This is a genomic window from Bacillus sp. ISL-57 (genome assembly GCF_018613135.1).
GTDB classification, from domain to species: Bacteria; Bacillota; Bacilli; order Bacillales; family DSM-1321; genus Peribacillus; species Peribacillus frigoritolerans.
In genome coordinates, this window is record NZ_JAGGQV010000002.1 from 78,143 (window position 1) to 92,972 (window position 14,830).

13 protein-coding genes and 1 pseudogene are annotated in these 14,830 nt (G+C 40.6%); 3 read left to right on the forward strand and 11 right to left on the reverse strand.

Annotated features, from left to right (window positions below; translation table 11 throughout):
* Positions 1–8 precede the first annotated feature (8 nt).
* The 5 genes from chbG to J7I90_RS03630 are packed head-to-tail and all read right to left on the reverse strand — an operon-like array spanning position 9 to position 4,103.
* The gene (gene chbG / locus J7I90_RS03610) at positions 9–740 is read right to left on the reverse strand and encodes a chitin disaccharide deacetylase (RefSeq protein ID WP_214768466.1); all 732 of its coding nucleotides are present in this window, start codon (positions 738–740) and stop codon (positions 9–11) included.
* Entirely contained in the window at positions 737–2,080 is a 1,344-nt protein-coding gene (locus J7I90_RS03615) for a 6-phospho-beta-glucosidase (RefSeq protein WP_214768467.1), read from the reverse strand. The genes chbG and J7I90_RS03615 overlap by 4 nt, the downstream gene beginning before the upstream one ends.
* Complete coding sequence (locus tag J7I90_RS03620) at positions 2,077–2,424, reverse strand: PTS sugar transporter subunit IIA (protein WP_214768468.1); 348 nt, start codon at positions 2,422–2,424, stop codon at positions 2,077–2,079. The genes J7I90_RS03615 and J7I90_RS03620 overlap by 4 nt, the downstream gene beginning before the upstream one ends.
* 16 nt (positions 2,425–2,440) lie before the next feature.
* Positions 2,441–3,790 (reverse strand): PTS sugar transporter subunit IIC, encoded by a 1,350-nt coding sequence (locus J7I90_RS03625; protein ID WP_214768469.1) that lies wholly within the window; start codon positions 3,788–3,790, stop codon positions 2,441–2,443.
* A 4-nt stretch (positions 3,791–3,794) separates the two neighbouring features.
* Positions 3,795–4,103: a PTS sugar transporter subunit IIB gene (locus J7I90_RS03630; RefSeq protein WP_048684685.1), complete on the reverse strand. Its 309-nt coding sequence runs from the start codon at positions 4,101–4,103 to the stop codon at positions 3,795–3,797.
* A gap of 281 nt (positions 4,104–4,384) precedes the next feature.
* On the opposite strand from J7I90_RS03630, the gene J7I90_RS03635 reads away from it, so the two are divergent.
* Both J7I90_RS03635 and asnB read left to right on the forward strand, forming a co-directional pair.
* A complete protein-coding gene (locus J7I90_RS03635; protein ID WP_251025137.1) occupies positions 4,385–5,101 on the forward strand; it encodes a GntR family transcriptional regulator in 717 nt (238 codons plus the stop codon).
* Between the two features lie 399 nt (positions 5,102–5,500).
* Positions 5,501–7,384 carry an asparagine synthase (glutamine-hydrolyzing) gene (asnB, locus tag J7I90_RS03640; protein WP_214768471.1) on the forward strand — a complete coding sequence of 628 codons (1,884 nt, stop codon included), beginning with the start codon at positions 5,501–5,503 and terminating at the stop codon, positions 7,382–7,384.
* Positions 7,385–7,467: 83 nt separating this feature from the next.
* Here the strand turns inward: asnB and J7I90_RS03645 are convergent, their stop codons facing one another.
* The 5 genes and pseudogenes from J7I90_RS03645 to J7I90_RS03660 form a co-directional block, all read right to left on the reverse strand.
* On the reverse strand, positions 7,468–8,076 hold the full coding sequence (locus tag J7I90_RS03645) for a methyltransferase domain-containing protein (RefSeq protein WP_214768472.1): 609 nt from the start codon (positions 8,074–8,076) through the stop codon (positions 7,468–7,470).
* 110 nt (positions 8,077–8,186) lie between these two features.
* Complete coding sequence (locus tag J7I90_RS27205) at positions 8,187–8,495, reverse strand: SDR family oxidoreductase (protein ID WP_251025093.1); 309 nt, start codon at positions 8,493–8,495, stop codon at positions 8,187–8,189.
* A gap of 79 nt (positions 8,496–8,574) precedes the next feature.
* Positions 8,575–8,862, reverse strand: a pseudogene (locus tag J7I90_RS27210) (SDR family oxidoreductase).
* 267 nt (positions 8,863–9,129) lie between these two features.
* A complete protein-coding gene (locus J7I90_RS03655; RefSeq protein WP_214768473.1) occupies positions 9,130–9,495 on the reverse strand; it encodes a PqqD family protein in 366 nt (121 codons plus the stop codon).
* Positions 9,485–11,377, reverse strand: coding sequence for an OPT family oligopeptide transporter (locus tag J7I90_RS03660; RefSeq protein WP_214768474.1), 1,893 nt, complete (start codon positions 11,375–11,377; stop codon positions 9,485–9,487). Before J7I90_RS03660 ends, J7I90_RS03655 begins: the two co-directional genes overlap by 11 nt.
* A 332-nt stretch (positions 11,378–11,709) precedes the next feature.
* On the opposite strand from J7I90_RS03660, the gene J7I90_RS03665 reads away from it, so the two are divergent.
* The gene (locus J7I90_RS03665; protein ID WP_214768475.1) at positions 11,710–12,363 is read left to right on the forward strand and encodes a cupin domain-containing protein; all 654 of its coding nucleotides are present in this window, start codon (positions 11,710–11,712) and stop codon (positions 12,361–12,363) included.
* Positions 12,364–12,876: 513 nt separating this feature from the next.
* Here J7I90_RS03665 and mutL read toward each other — a convergent pair.
* Entirely contained in the window at positions 12,877–14,817 is a 1,941-nt protein-coding gene (mutL, locus tag J7I90_RS03670; protein WP_214768476.1) for a DNA mismatch repair endonuclease MutL, read from the reverse strand.
* Positions 14,818–14,830: the final 13 nt, after the last annotated feature.

Sequence of the window (14,830 nt, forward strand, 5' to 3'; positions counted from 1 at the left end):
TTTTGAAATCAAATCTTTACTTGGTTGATGCTGAATCTAAGGGAAAATCCCTCAGGTAATTTTGCCTTTGTCAATATCCTGGTTTCTTTCAAGCGTTTATCATTATAAGAGGAGACTTTCATCAATTCTTCATCCATATAAGCAGGATGGGTCATTATCTCCACACTCGCCCCATCCATTACTCTCCCTTTCAAGTTTTGAAAGTAATCTTCAACCACCATTTCTCCATAAAAATCATCAAGGAATACATCTGTAACGGTTTGAATCCCTGAAAGGTGGCTTCCGGCATTACGGACTGGCAATCCATATTTATCTGACAGCTTTTTAATAACCGGTAGAAATGCTTTGATCCCGTGTACATGATGGTGGCTGTCGAAATGAGTCGGGAATAGGCCAAATTCCAAAAATCTTTCGATTTGTGCTGACCACTCCCTCTCCAATTCGCTCAAGGAAATGCCGGCAGGATCCCCATATACCGTACCTTGCTTCTTAAAGAAACCAGATTCGTCAACCAAACTCGGAACATCACTCAACAAAGGTTTACCCCATGTCAGGACTAAGTGAATACCTACCTTCAACGAGGGTGTTTTCTTGGCGATTTCAATCGCATGCTCCGTTGCTTTCGCATTCATCATGATCGTTGCCGAATTGACAATTCCATATTTATGGCTATCCAAAATCCCATAATTTACCGCTTTAGTTAACCCGAAATCATCTGCATTTACAAGCACTTCAATCATGATAAATTATCCTGCAACTCCTTTTTTTCAAAAAACTGCGGCAAATAATCTTTATGTGCCTCCAGCATTTCGTCCAAGATAAGTTTTGCAACCCGGTCGCTTGGAACGAGTGGATTGATCGTCATGGCAAGCAACGCAGTATCATAGTCCCCCGAAATTGCAGCTTCGATGGCTACCCTTTCAAAGGATTTGATTTGCTGAATTAATCCGCGGACAGCGACAGGAAGCTCTCCCACATTGATTGGTTTAGGTCCATCCTTAGTTATCACGCAACTGGTTTCAATCGCCGATCCGTACGGGATGCCTTCAATCGTACCATGGTTGACCGTATTCACCGCTTGAATATCTCGCTTATCCGTATGCATCGAGCAAATCAACCGCACAGCCGCATCACTGTAATAGGCACCTCCGCGCTCTTCAAGCTGCGGCGGCTTGATAGCCAGATCTTGGTCTTTGTATAGTTCGAATAAACCTGCTTCAAGCCTTTGAACGACCTCTGCACGTGTTTCCCCTTTTTCCGCATCCTTCAATTCTTGGGCCAGCACATCACCCGTTTTATAATAGTAGTTGTGGTAAGGACATGGAAACAGGTTTAACGCTCTAAGAAATTCCGGCTCCCAGCCCATTGCATGGATATTCTTCATCGTGACGGCTTTAGCTGGATCCGTAATCAAATGGATGATTTGATCTTTGACACTCTCGCCATCAACGAATACATCCAAGCCGTAAACCATATGGTTCAAGCCGGCAAAGTCGATCCGGACCCTTGATGGCTCTACATCCATCAAATCCGCAACACCCCGTTCCATCCCAATCGGTACATTGCAGAGTCCGATGATTTTGGAAATATTACTGTGACGCAGAACTGCTTCCGTTACCATTCCTGCAGGATTCGTGAAGTTAATCAGCCATGCTTCCGGACATAACTCCTCCATCTCATGAGCAATATCCAGAATGATGGGAATCGTCCTAAAGGCCTTGAACAGCCCGCCTGGTCCATTCGTCTCCTGCCCGATCACTCCGTGTTTCAATGGAATCTTTTCATCAAGAGCCCTGGCTGCGAGTTGCCCCACCCGAAGCTGGGTTGTTACATAATCAGCGCCTTTAAGCGCTTTCTTTCTATCCAGCGTGAGATGGACTTCAATATTCACTCCAGCCTTTTCAATCATCCTTCTTGCCAAATTCCCGACAATTTCAAGCTTTTCCTTTCCCGCTTCGATGTCCACGAGCCAAATTTCACTCACAGGAAGTTCTTCATGATATTTGATAAAACCTTCGATCAGTTCAGGCGTATAGCTCGAACCTCCGCCAATCGTGACGATCTTCAACCCCTTGCTCATTCAGCAGTCCTCTCCTTCACAGCATCTGCATGTAAGAATTCTTCGCGTAGATCGATCATTTCAATTGCAAGATCCTTCATAGTCATCGCTGTCATTAAATGATCTTGTGCATGCACCAGGATAATCGGAAGATCAAAAGAGTCCCCCCCTGCCTCAGCATGGATTAATTGGGTTTGGTATTTATGGGCTTGCAGTAATTCCGTTTCGGACTCGGCTATTTTAACCCGGGCAGAATCAAAATTCCTTTTCTTTGCTTCCTGCATCGCTTCCATTGCAAAGCTTCTCGCATTCCCGCTATATAAAATCAATTGAAATGATAGTTGATATAATTCTTCTTTTTCCATTTTCATCACTACTTTCTTAAACGTTTAACGATTCTGAATCTCTTGTAAGCTCTGTTTTATTTTTGGTGTCTATCTTCACTTGGGCATAAACGAATGGTAAATAAATCGCTGTTGAAATGACTAAGTTGATTGCAGCTAGGACCGCTCCAGACACATGCCCGCCTGTGGCCAGGAATCCACCCACAATCGGAGGGGTTACCCATGGAATCTTAGCAACGATCGGGAAAACCATTCCGCTGCTTACTGCGATATAAGATATCACCGTTGTAATTACCGGGCCGAGAACAAATGGGATGAACCACATTGGATTCAGAACGATAGGCAATCCGAAAAGAATGGGTTCGTTTATCTGGAACACCCCTGGCGCCCCTCCGAGTGCAATCATCTGTTTATACCGTTTCCGACCGGCAATGATCATTGCAATGATCAGGCCCAATGTTGCACCAGATCCGCCTAAATAAACAAATGCATCCAGGAAAGAACCCGCCAATACCCCATATTGGTCCATGTCTTTGACACCTTTTGCATATAAATCGATATTTTTCACTCCCGAACTTTCAAAAAGCGGTGTCGTTATCCCGCCAAGGATATTAGGTCCATGCAAACCGATCATCCATAATAAATGAACAAGAAAAACTAGTAAAATAGCGAATGGCAATGAATCTACTGCACTTTGTAATGGAGATACAATCACTTTACTCAGCCAGTCATTCAGTACCTGCCCATCCGTAGCTTTACGGAATAGCAGTCCGAATACGCCAGCGATAAAGATTGTTGCCATACCCGGCACTAATTTTGCAAATGAACGGGCTACCGCTGGGGGTACTCCATCTGGAAGCTTGATGACTAAATATTTCACCCGGGATAGTCTCACAAAGATTTCAGTGGCTATTAAGGCAACGACAATTCCTGTAAATAGGGCTGTAGCATTAAAATAGTTCACGCTTACAAAACCCCATGCCCCGCCTGTAACATCCTTATCATCGATAGTTAAAGTGACATTTCCGATTTGAGGTAATAATAAAAAGAAACAGGCTGCGGAAACCAGCATCGCTTCAAAACCATCGTCACCGTATGACCGGGCCAATTTATAAGAGATGCCGAATACAGCGAATACCGTCATGAATGCAAAGGTTCCAAACCAAATATCACCGCCAAGCGTATTCCATGCAGGACCGAAGATGGCCTCCATCATTCTTCCGTAAGGCTTGATGACTTGCCCAAGATTATTAAAGAGGACGGCGAATGAACCGATCATTGTAATCGCTATCATTCCAATCAATGCGTCACGAATCGCAAGCAAATGCCGGTTATTTCCTACCTTTACCGCCCCAGGCATAATATACTTATCAATAAAAGTCATCATATCCTTATTCTCCTTTTATTAAAGTAGTGGCTTGTTTTAGCACTTCTTCACCATTACATAGTCCATAGAACATTGGATTGATGGTTGCTACTGGAATTCCCTTTTCTTTCCCCGCTTCCTGTAACTTGGATAGCAGATATCTTACCTGCGGGCCTAATAAAATCACATCAGCTTTATCTATTTCATTGTTCACTTCTGTAGAACCGACAGCCCATATATGACATTCTACCCCTTGTTTTTTAGCGCTTTCCTCCATCTTGGTAACTAATAAACTAGTAGACATCCCTGCAGAACAACATAATAAGATATTCATTGAAATTACCCCCCTTTTTAATGATTGATTATTCAGTATTTTCAAGTGATTTGAAACCGTTTCCTTATAAATAACCGATGTTACTTCTTTATCACTTCCCCTTGAATGAAATGGGTATTATTGCCTCCATACATACATTGTAGTTACAAATTGGAAAAATATCAACACAAATTTAAATTTGTTACTACAAATTTGTGAATTAAAGTTGATTATTGTACTTATCCGAGATAATCTATATGTATATATTGGGAATGAACATAGGAGGAATCACTGTGGAGACCATGAATAAAGAAGCGGCATTGCATTCCATAGTCAAGGAATCGATTATCAATCTCATAAAAAATGGCGAATATCAAACAAATACAAAATTACCGACTGAAGCTGAATTCTGTAAAATATACGGAGTAAGCAGGACAACTGTTCGCACGGCCTTACAGCAATTGAACGTCGAAGGCTATATTTACCGTGTCCAAGGCAAAGGCACTTTCGTTTCGGAGAATAAAGTGAAGCAATTTCTTACAAGCACGGTTGAAAAATTCTCTGAGCAAGTCACAATGCAAGGTAAAAACCCTTCAACAAAGGTCATTAGCTTAAAAGTGATTGAAGCAAATGCTACACTTGCCAAGCTTTTCAAACAAAATATTGGAGACCCCGTAAATAAACTGGAACGGATACGTTACGTGAACGACATCCCGCTTCAATATGAAATTGCCTTTCTCCCTTGGTATAAGACACCCGGGCTAAATATCGAAGCCTGTGAAAAATCACTCTTTAAAGTACTTGAAACACAATTCGATTTAAAAGTAAAAAAGACGGTCGAACACTTGGAGTTTTCACTTGCAGACGATTCCATTTCTGATAAATTGGATGTTCCGAACGGTTCACCTTGTTTTTCTTTGGAAACTTACACATATGAGAATGATGGATCTGTTATTGAATTCTCTAAAACTCTCTTTAGAGGCGATCGTGCTCACTTTATCATCGAGCGAAACTATTGAAATAAGACGGATGCCTTATTAATTAAGGCATCATAGTCTGTAGACAAACTCGATTCTTTTAAGTGTTTGTAAGATTGGAACGTTGAAATCCACTCCAGGGACCCCCTACAATCAACGGAACGTTTTTTAAATAATAACTGCATGCAAACTTATTTTTCTTCTAGAGGCAATCATAACTGGTTGCCTCTTTTTGTTATGCATCTGTTATGGATTTACATAATTACAAATAGATGCATTTTATGAGTAAAATTGACAAATATATCATAATCACCTAATCTAGAAGACTAAGAGATTCCATTCCACTTACATTGGCATTCAACTTTATACCTATTATTTAAAAATATTCATAAAAGTTACTAGGGAATCTCTTACTATTAATTAATTAGGCAGGTGGATTTTATGTGCGGTTTTGTTGGATGTATTCACGAATATCCGAAAGCCATAAATTCAAATATGAAAGAAACGATTCAAAAGATGAACACGATCATTACCCATAGGGGTCCGGATGATGAAGGATATTTCTTTGATGAGTTTGTGAATTTTGGATTTAGGAGATTAAGCATAATCGATATAGATAATGGAAACCAACCCCTTTCATATGAAAATGAAAAATATTGGATCCTTTTCAATGGCGAAATCTATAATTATATTGAACTAAGAAAAGAACTTATTGATGAAGGATATGAGTTTACGACAGATTCCGATACAGAAGTAATATTGGCCCTCTTTAGTAGCCAAAAAGAGCAAACTGTCCAGAAATTGCGGGGCATGTTCTCTTTTGTCATTTGGGATAAAATCGAGCTAAAGCTTTTTGGTGCAAGGGACCACTTTGGAATCAAGCCTTTTTTCTATTGTGAGCAAGATGATGTTACTTATTTTGCATCAGAAAAAAAGAGTATTTTGACAGCCATGAATGAAGAGCTGGATATGAATTCATTACAGCATTTTCTCAGTTTTCAATATGTTCCCGAACCATCGACCCTATCCAAGAATATTGAAAAGTTATTACCTGGACATTACTTCACTAAAGAACCAGGAAAGAAAATGGATATAAAAAGGTTCTGGAAACCTATTTTTCATCCTTCCAATATAGACGATTCAACGGTCATAAAAGAAATACAAGACACTCTGATGGATTCCGTAAACGTCCATATGAGAAGTGATGTTCCAGTTGGATCTTTTTTATCGGGCGGGATTGATTCATCATTTATCTGCTCCATCGCAAAAGAGATTAACCCTAAGTTCAAAACTTTTTCTGTTGGGTTCGAAAGAGATGGATATAGTGAAATAAACGTTGCGCGGGAAACAGCAGCCGCACTGAATGTAGAAAATATAAGTTATATCATAAGTCCTGAAGAATTTTTGGCGGAACTGCCGAAGATCATCTGGCATATGGATGACCCTTTAGCGGACCCCGCTGCCGTTCCACTATATTTTGTCGCCCGGGAAGCTAAAAAGCACGTCAAGGTCGCCTTGTCCGGTGAGGGGGCAGATGAGTTATTCGGCGGATACAATATATACCGGGAGCCCCATTCCCTGCGCATGTTTTCCTATTTTCCAACACCATTGAACAAAGTGTTGAAGGCGATTTCCTCTGTTTTGCCAGAAGGTATTAGAGGAAAGAGTTTTATAGAGCGTGGAGTGACACCTTTAGAAAACCGATATATTGGGAACGCAAACATATTCGGAGAGAAAGAGAAAAAACTAATACTTGTGAATTATCTCAACGGTTTAGAAAATGAGAAAGTGACAAATCCCATCTACTCAAGTTCTTTAGGGTATGATCCTATAACCCAAATGCAAAACATTGATATTCAAACTTGGCTAAAAGGTGATATTTTATTGAAGGCAGATAAAATGTCCATGGCGAATTCCCTAGAGGTGAGAGTTCCCTTTTTGGATAAATGCGTTTTCAATACGGCTTCAAAACTTAATATGGATCAAAAGGTGAGAAATGGAACGACCAAATACATGCTCCGAAAAGCTGCCCGCGGGATAGTGCCGGAACATGTATGGAGCAGAAAAAAGCTAGGCTTTCCTGTTCCGATACGACATTGGCTGAAGGATGAGTTATACGATTGGGCAGTAAGGTTAATCCAAGAAAGCCCGACTGACTACCTTTTTAATAAGGCGCAAATTATAGAATTACTTGAAAACCATGTAAATAATAAAGCGGACAACAGCCGGAAGCTCTGGACCATTTTGACGTTTATGACTTGGCATCAAATTTATATAGAAAAACAATATGAGCCCCAAAAGAATTTACAATCCGCTTTATATTAAACACCTTTTGGCTTCACTCTTTGCACCCAAGCATCCATGAAAGATTGCTTGGGTGTTTTTATCGCCGAAAAACGAATTTCCATTCAATATACCAATTGGTATATGACGAATTTTTCAAAAGGATTAGATTCAGTCATGCCAGGTAACATCACTTCTTTTTTCAGCTCGAAGGCGGTTTGATTTTCGAGGAAAAAAATATAATCCTGTGAAGCATAATATAATATCAGTTCGATTTGGCGCGGTTCTTTTTCAAAGGAAAGCAAAATGTTATTGATGATTTTCATGAAAATCTGTACCGAGAACGGATTAAAGAAATAAAAATGATTGTCTTGCGCATCAATATCATATTCTTCTGCCAAGCAACAGTGGAATTCTATATTGTTATTGTCGTTTTTCCTTTTCTTCATGTAGCCATTCAGATTCTCGATCGCTTCTTTATAGAAATTTTCGTTCATCTCCACGCCAACCACATACGATTGATAGAAGTGATGGATCAAAAAATTCAAGCGTCCTTTACCGCATCCAAAGTCCACAATGCGATCATTTCTTTTCAGTGGATATTCTTTGAATAACTGTTCTAATGCGCTGTATGGCGTAGGTTCGTATCGGTGGTAATGCAAAGAATCATTGAAATTTTTTTGTTCACCTTCCGTCCTGATATTCAGCATTTCATCATAATTCATTACTTCCATATGTTATATGCACCTGCTTCATGTTTTTTAAATAAAGGGCTTCCTACTAAAAACCCCGGAATGGGTTGATCTTATCCAGGGTAAGGTTTTGTTATATGAATGTCCAATAATTAATTGGATTTTGCTTTCGTTACATAATCATTGAAATCGGAGATGCTTGGGTTGGCTATATAATGACCGCCTTCCACTTGGATCGTCTGACCTGTACTGAATTTGGACTCGTCAGATGCAAGGAATAGTACTGTATAACCGATATCATCCGCTTCACCATGATATGGCAATGCATTGAATTTGGCAAAAATATCGAGTACGGCCTGAGGCATATTATTTTTCGCTGCAGGAGTTAAAATAAGGCCAGGTGCCACTCCATTACAACGAATATGATCTATGCCATACTGTGCAGCGATATAACGAGTCAAATTTCACTACCTCCGTTTTGGACGCAACCATATGCGGATTGTACGGAGTCACCTGTAAATCCAGCCATTGAGGCCGTATTTATATCGAACCTGCTCCCAATAGCACACTTTTTAAATTCACGTCCATAAGTCGGTCCCATTCTTCCAAATCTAAGTTCACGACATCCAGACCTTTATGCAGGTTAGTTAAACCCACATTATTAACAATTAACGTATCCGTTCCATATTGTTCAATGGTAAAGTCGACTGTTGCCTGAATGGATTCTGCTTGTCCAGCATCCAAGAATACCTTTTATGTTTTGGCCGCTTCTTTTGCTCCTGCTTCATTAAAATCAGCAATCACGACTTTTGCGCCTTCTTTAGCCATTAGTGTCGATAAGGATAACCCTATACTCGAAGCTCCACCTGTCACTAATGCTTCTTTACCTTGACTCTTCCCATGATAACCCGTCTGCTCTTCAAAATATGTATAGTTTTGCTTTATTAATCATGACTAACAGTACAAGAATACAATGTATATAAAGTTATCACAAATAATTATACCTATAGTCCAATTACATAAAATGCAGATGTGGTAAATCTTGTTTACCAAAACAGAAAAAAGCTGAAGCAACCAAAAGTGCTTCAGCTTTTTTCATTTTTCTTCTTCATCATCCCATATGATCCAATCATGAACCTCAAGAATTTCCAGGAATTTCATCAACCTCGGTAAGGCCGGTTCCGCTTCCTCACCAAAATGTTCACTCATCGCTCCAGAGATCTGATTTACATTCCTTTGTAACTCCATCTGTTTAATGGCATATGCTCCAAACTTATCAAGCTTGATTTTACGGACTGATGGCTGTTTAAAGAAACGAACGGTCATTCGTTCCACAAAATTGGTCCTTTGAATGACCAAAAAAGTTGCTTCCGAAGATTCTTGTACCATAGTGACACGTCTTTCCAAAAGGGGAACCATGGTTAACAGGTTCCTCTTTTTTGATTGGCGTTTACGAAGCATCTTCTTTTTTCCCTTTGCTGGATACGAACCAAAGCAATCCAGCTAAAGCAAGGAATAATAAGAATGGCAGCAAATTGCTGGCTAATTTAGCTGCAGCCGGAACTTGAACACCTGCCGCGATCAATATGGCAATAAGAACACCAATCAATGATTCACCCGCTATTAAACCAGAGGCAAATAATACACCTCTGTCAACCCGTTCTTTAAGCGCTTCTTTTGTTTTCGAGAAGAACTCAACGAAGAATCGAATAAATCCACCGATCATGATTGGCGCACTAGTATGAACCGGCAGGTAAATGCCCACTGCAACAACAAGTGAATTCAGACCGAAAAACTCTAATGTAATGGAAATAGCCGCACCGATAAAAATCAGAGTCCAAGGTAAATCTCCCCCTAGAACACCTTCGGCAAGTATTTTCATAAGTGCCGCTTTCGGTGCGGGCAGGTCTGCAGACCCCATCGTATATGCGTTATCCATAAGAACCAGGATAAAACCAATGACAGAAGCCGATGCGACAACACCGATCATCATGGCAACTTGTTGTTTCCATGGTGTTCCGCCAACGATATATCCTGTTTTTAGATCTTGAGAAACATCGCCTGAAACCGCAAGCGCTGTACAAATGATCGCAGCGACCGTTAAAGCGGCTACCATTCCAGTCGTACCAGTAAAACCAGTTGCCTTATAGACAATCGCTACAATCAATAGTGTGGCGATTGTCATTCCAGAAACAGGGGAAGAAGAACTTCCGACGATTCCAACAACCCTTGAAGCCACTGTCACGAATAAAAATCCAAAAATCGCGATTGCAATAGCACCGATGATTCCCACATCTGTTATAGGTGTGAAAGCAATGATTAAAATTACGATGATCGTACCCAACCAAACGTATTTAGCCGGCATGTCTTGTTCTGTACGGATAGAACCCGATTTTAGTTGTCCTTTATTGGCTTTTACGCCTTTAAGAGTATCGATAACTGAACTGAAAAGTATTGGTAATGTTTTGATCAAAGTGATCAATCCGCCTGTTGCAACGGCACCAGCACCAATATAGCGAATGTAATTATCCCAGATTCCCCATGCATCCAATTCACCGATCGGTACATCCGAAGGGAAAATGGCTGTCCCATTGTTTCCGCCAAAAAAGCTGATGGCTGGTATTAAAACGACCCAGGCTAATAAACCCCCACCTAGCATTTGTCCTGCAACACGCGGTCCAATAATATACCCTACACCCAAAAGGGAAGGAAAGGCGTCAAGACCGACCACTGCATTTTTAAAATTCGTGATTCCTGTTTCAACCTCTGTCTTGAAAAGCTTGAACCCATCACCAAGCCCTTTAACAACACCGCCGATAACCAAACCTGCTCCGATTAGTTTGGCGCTTGTACCGCCCTTTTCTCCTGACTTCAGGACCTCGGCACATGCCGTACCTTCTGGATAAGGTAATGTTTCATGCTCCCTTACAATCAAAAGCTGGCGAAGGGGAACCATCATGAAGACCCCTAAAAATCCCCCAGTTAATACTACGAAAATGATGAATGCTTGACTCACGTCCATGTCCCACATGAATAATGCCGGAATGGTAAATACAGCACCGGCACCAATAGCCTCACCTGCCGTGGTCATCGTTTGCACAATATTGTTTTCTAATATTGAATCCCTGCGAAAAACCCCTCTTAATATGGCCATTGAAATTACCGCCGCGGGTATAGAAGCAGAGACAGTTAAACCAATAAGTAGGCCTAAGTATGCATTTGCCGCCCCGAATACGATTGCAAGAATGATCCCTAGAATGATTGCAGTTGCAGTCAATTCCGGTAGAGATTTAGATGCAGAAACGTACGGGACGAATTTACTCTCTTTTGAATTGTTCGACAATTTAGCCACTTCCTATGTTAAACTTTAAAATCACAGAGAATATTATATCACTGTAATTTAAAGTAACGCAATGGGGAAATTTTGCTTATTAAAAGTTTGATTATACCCAATAATCAGATTAGTAGTTTCGGTTAAAAAATATATAAAATAATATTGATATAATAACCATGACTAATGCGTTACCCGAAGTCACTGTCTATCATTCATTCAATGACAGTATCATCAGCACCCCTTATCAGCTCGATAGGCAAACACGCCTGGGTTAGTGCACATTAAAATAAGATATAACATATCCTGAAAAATCAAGTCTTAAAAAAAGGAATGATAAATTCATGGTCTCCTATATGGACTATACTTCACCATCCACACAATTCTTTTTCGATGTCAATAAAAGCAATTTCATGAAAAAAGACAATCAAAACTATATTAATGCATTAGGTGTTAAACAATTAAATACCCTCGAAAATGTTTCATTATTAGATATTTACCTTAGTACAGACAATGTGGTAGAACCGCATTATCACCAAAATGCAGCAGAGCTAGTGTATTGCATTTCTGGAGCGGCAACCGTTTCCTTACTGAATCCATTTACAAAGCAAATTCAAAATTACCCCATTAAACCCGGTCAAGTAGCCAACGTCCCACAAGGTTGGTGGCATTATGAAGTTGCTAATGCTGATAATACCCACCTGCTTGCCATTTTTAATGCACCAACACCTGAGGTGATCCTCGGTTCAGATATCTTGAAATTGACACCTCCAAATATTATGGCTCATACTTATTGCATGGATGAAAACCAATGGAAAAAAGCAATTGCACCAATTCAGCCATCAACATTCATCGGTCCGCCAGCCAACTGCCATCGAGCGGCCGAAGAAGACATGCAGCAATATCCTCAATATATTAATCACTATGATAACCAAATGTATACTGCTCCGGCTTACAACTATCAATATCAGCTCAATCCCCCGTATCATTATTATTGAAGATAGATATCGGGAGCATGATTCCCCCTGTTCGAGGGCCTATACAACTAATAAATCGTAATCGAAAAAGCAATGGAGAACCCCATTACATAAGGATTCTCCATTGCTTTTAATTACATGATCCGTTTTTCACTTCGCCACATCTTACATTATGATGGTCACCTAATGTGTTTTATGGGCTTTAAAAATCCATGATACGCTTGGATACAATTATCCGCTATACAAACTCTGTATATTCTATCGAGTTTCTTCTTATAATATAGACATTCTCAAACTGATCCCATCTATAACAACGGATCATTCACTACATTTTTGCGGTTGGCTAAATTGCTACTATAATGTTGGAGATCGGAGAAAATTCTAAAGTGGTATCAGAAAGATTAACACATTCAAAATCATGACTCTTCAGCAGAAAACTTTACAAAAGCTCCAGGAAAAAGAGATAAGTGTTTGTCATTTAACTAAAAAAAGCAATGAGAACCCCATTACATAAGGATTCTCCATTGCTTTTAATTACATGATCCGTTTGAACATTTTTTCCATTTCATATATGGAATACGAGATGATGATAGGTCTTCCATGAGGGCATGTGAAGGGATCGGTTGTACGCCTAAGTTCATCCAGAAGTGCTTGGATTTCATCATTGCGAAGATGACGGTTTGCCTTTATGGAGGCTTTACAGCTCATCATGATGGCTGCTTCTTCGCGCAATTTTTTGATGTCGACCTTTTTCATCGATAGCAATTGTTCTATCATTTCCTCAAGGATTTCCTGTTCAATTCCTTTAGGGAACCATTGTGGATGCGATCGGACAATATAGGCGTTATAGCCAAACTCCTCTAAAAAGACGCCCACTTTTTCCAACTCATGCCGATATTCATTTATCCGGATACATTGGTCCGTTGAAAATTCAAGGGTGATGGGGACCAGCATATCCTGTAGTTCGTTTTCAACTCGACCAACTTTTTCTTTAAAATATTCGTATTTGATCCGTTCCTGGGCAGCATGCTGGTCTATGATATACAAACCCTTTTCGTTTTGGGCGAATATATATGTTCCATGCATTTGCCCAATCGGGTACATCGGAGGGATGCTGCTGTCGGGTTCATTCGCCTCGATTTCCTCCTCTTGTTCGACAGTGTAGGTTGTAAACTTTTCAGCTGACTCGAAATATGGTTTGCTTCCATCATCTTGTAAGACCGGTACATAGACATCTTCCATTTGCTGCTTTTCATTGCTATAGATTATTTCCTTTATTGGTTCAAGGTTGAAATCTTCATTATGATCCACATCACTCTTTTGTTCCTGCTTTTCCCGAATCAGGGTATTCTTCAAGAGGGAAGCTTCTTTCTTGGCTTTTTCCAGGACCCGCTTGCCGCTTTCCACAACATGGTCCAATTCCAGTGTGGTTTGCTCACTTTTCACCTGTTCCGGCTTTGCTGCTGGTGTATATCCACTTGGTATTAGAGACATCTTTTTAAACGAAGCTTTAATCGTTTCCGATACTAGACTGTACAATTCCTGTTCCTTGCTGAGCCTTACCTCCATTTTGGATGGATGTACATTGACATCGACAAGAATCGGATCCATTTCGATATTCAGCAACGCGATTGGAAAACGTCCAACTGGAAGAAGTGTATGATACCCATCCAGGATTGCTTTCACGAGCGCATAGTTTTTAATGAAGCGCCCGTTTATCATGGTTGAAATGTAATTCCTTGAAGCCCGGGTGATCTCGGGCATGACGATATATCCGGATAATTTGAAATCCAAGGAGCCTGCCTGAACCGGAATCATCTTTTTGGCAATATTCGTACCATAGATTGCCGCCAGCACCTGCCTGACATCACCGTTACCATTCGTATGGAGGATACGCTTCTCATTGTGTGTTAGCCGTATAGAAACATCCGGGTGCGAAAGTGCGAGCCTGTTAGCGACATCCGTAATATTTCCTAGCTCGGTATGAATGGTTTTCATATATTTCAACCGTGCAGGGGTATTGAAAAACAAGTCGGAAACCAGGATATCCGTTCCTTTACGGCTGGATGAAGCCTCAAGTTCCTTAACCATGCCTCCTTCAAGAAGTATGCGCGTTCCTACCCCTTCGCCAGTGCTGCTTTTCATTTCAAAACGGGAAACTGAAGCAATACTGGGCATTGCTTCACCGCGGAAGCCAAGTGTTCGGATTCGGAAGAGATCATTTTCATCTTTTATTTTACTAGTGGCATGACGTTTAAATGCCGCTTCCATGTCATCCGCCAAAATCCCATCGCCATTATCCACGATCCGAATGGAACCAAGTCCAGCCTCCACCAATTCAATCTCTATAATGGTACTGTTTGCATCTATTGCGTTTTCCACAAGTTCCTTAACGACTGAGGCTGGGCGTTCAACAACTTCGCCAGCTGCGATTTTATTAGATAAAGCCTCATCAAGCTGTATGATTTTTCCCATTTTTATCGCCTCG

Excerpts from the sequence above, each read along its gene's own strand:
- J7I90_RS03655 (WP_214768473.1), bottom strand. The coding sequence starts at position 9,495 with ATGCTTCGTAAACGCCAATCAAAAAAGAGGAACCTGTTAACCATGGTT.
- J7I90_RS03630 (WP_048684685.1), bottom strand. The coding sequence starts at position 4,103 with ATGAATATCTTATTATGTTGTTCTGCAGGGATGTCTACTAGTTTATTA.
- chbG (WP_214768466.1), bottom strand. The coding sequence starts at position 740 with ATGATTGAAGTGCTTGTAAATGCAGATGATTTCGGGTTAACTAAAGCG.
- J7I90_RS03615 (WP_214768467.1), bottom strand. The coding sequence starts at position 2,080 with ATGAGCAAGGGGTTGAAGATCGTCACGATTGGCGGAGGTTCGAGCTAT.
- asnB (WP_214768471.1), top strand. The coding sequence starts at position 5,501 with ATGTGCGGTTTTGTTGGATGTATTCACGAATATCCGAAAGCCATAAAT.
- J7I90_RS03645 (WP_214768472.1), bottom strand. The coding sequence starts at position 8,076 with ATGGAAGTAATGAATTATGATGAAATGCTGAATATCAGGACGGAAGGT.
- J7I90_RS03635 (WP_251025137.1), top strand. The coding sequence starts at position 4,385 with ATGAATAAAGAAGCGGCATTGCATTCCATAGTCAAGGAATCGATTATC.
- mutL (WP_214768476.1), bottom strand. The coding sequence starts at position 14,817 with ATGGGAAAAATCATACAGCTTGATGAGGCTTTATCTAATAAAATCGCA.
- J7I90_RS03625 (WP_214768469.1), bottom strand. The coding sequence starts at position 3,790 with ATGATGACTTTTATTGATAAGTATATTATGCCTGGGGCGGTAAAGGTA.
- J7I90_RS03620 (WP_214768468.1), bottom strand. The coding sequence starts at position 2,424 with ATGGAAAAAGAAGAATTATATCAACTATCATTTCAATTGATTTTATAT.
- J7I90_RS03665 (WP_214768475.1), top strand. The coding sequence starts at position 11,710 with ATGGTCTCCTATATGGACTATACTTCACCATCCACACAATTCTTTTTC.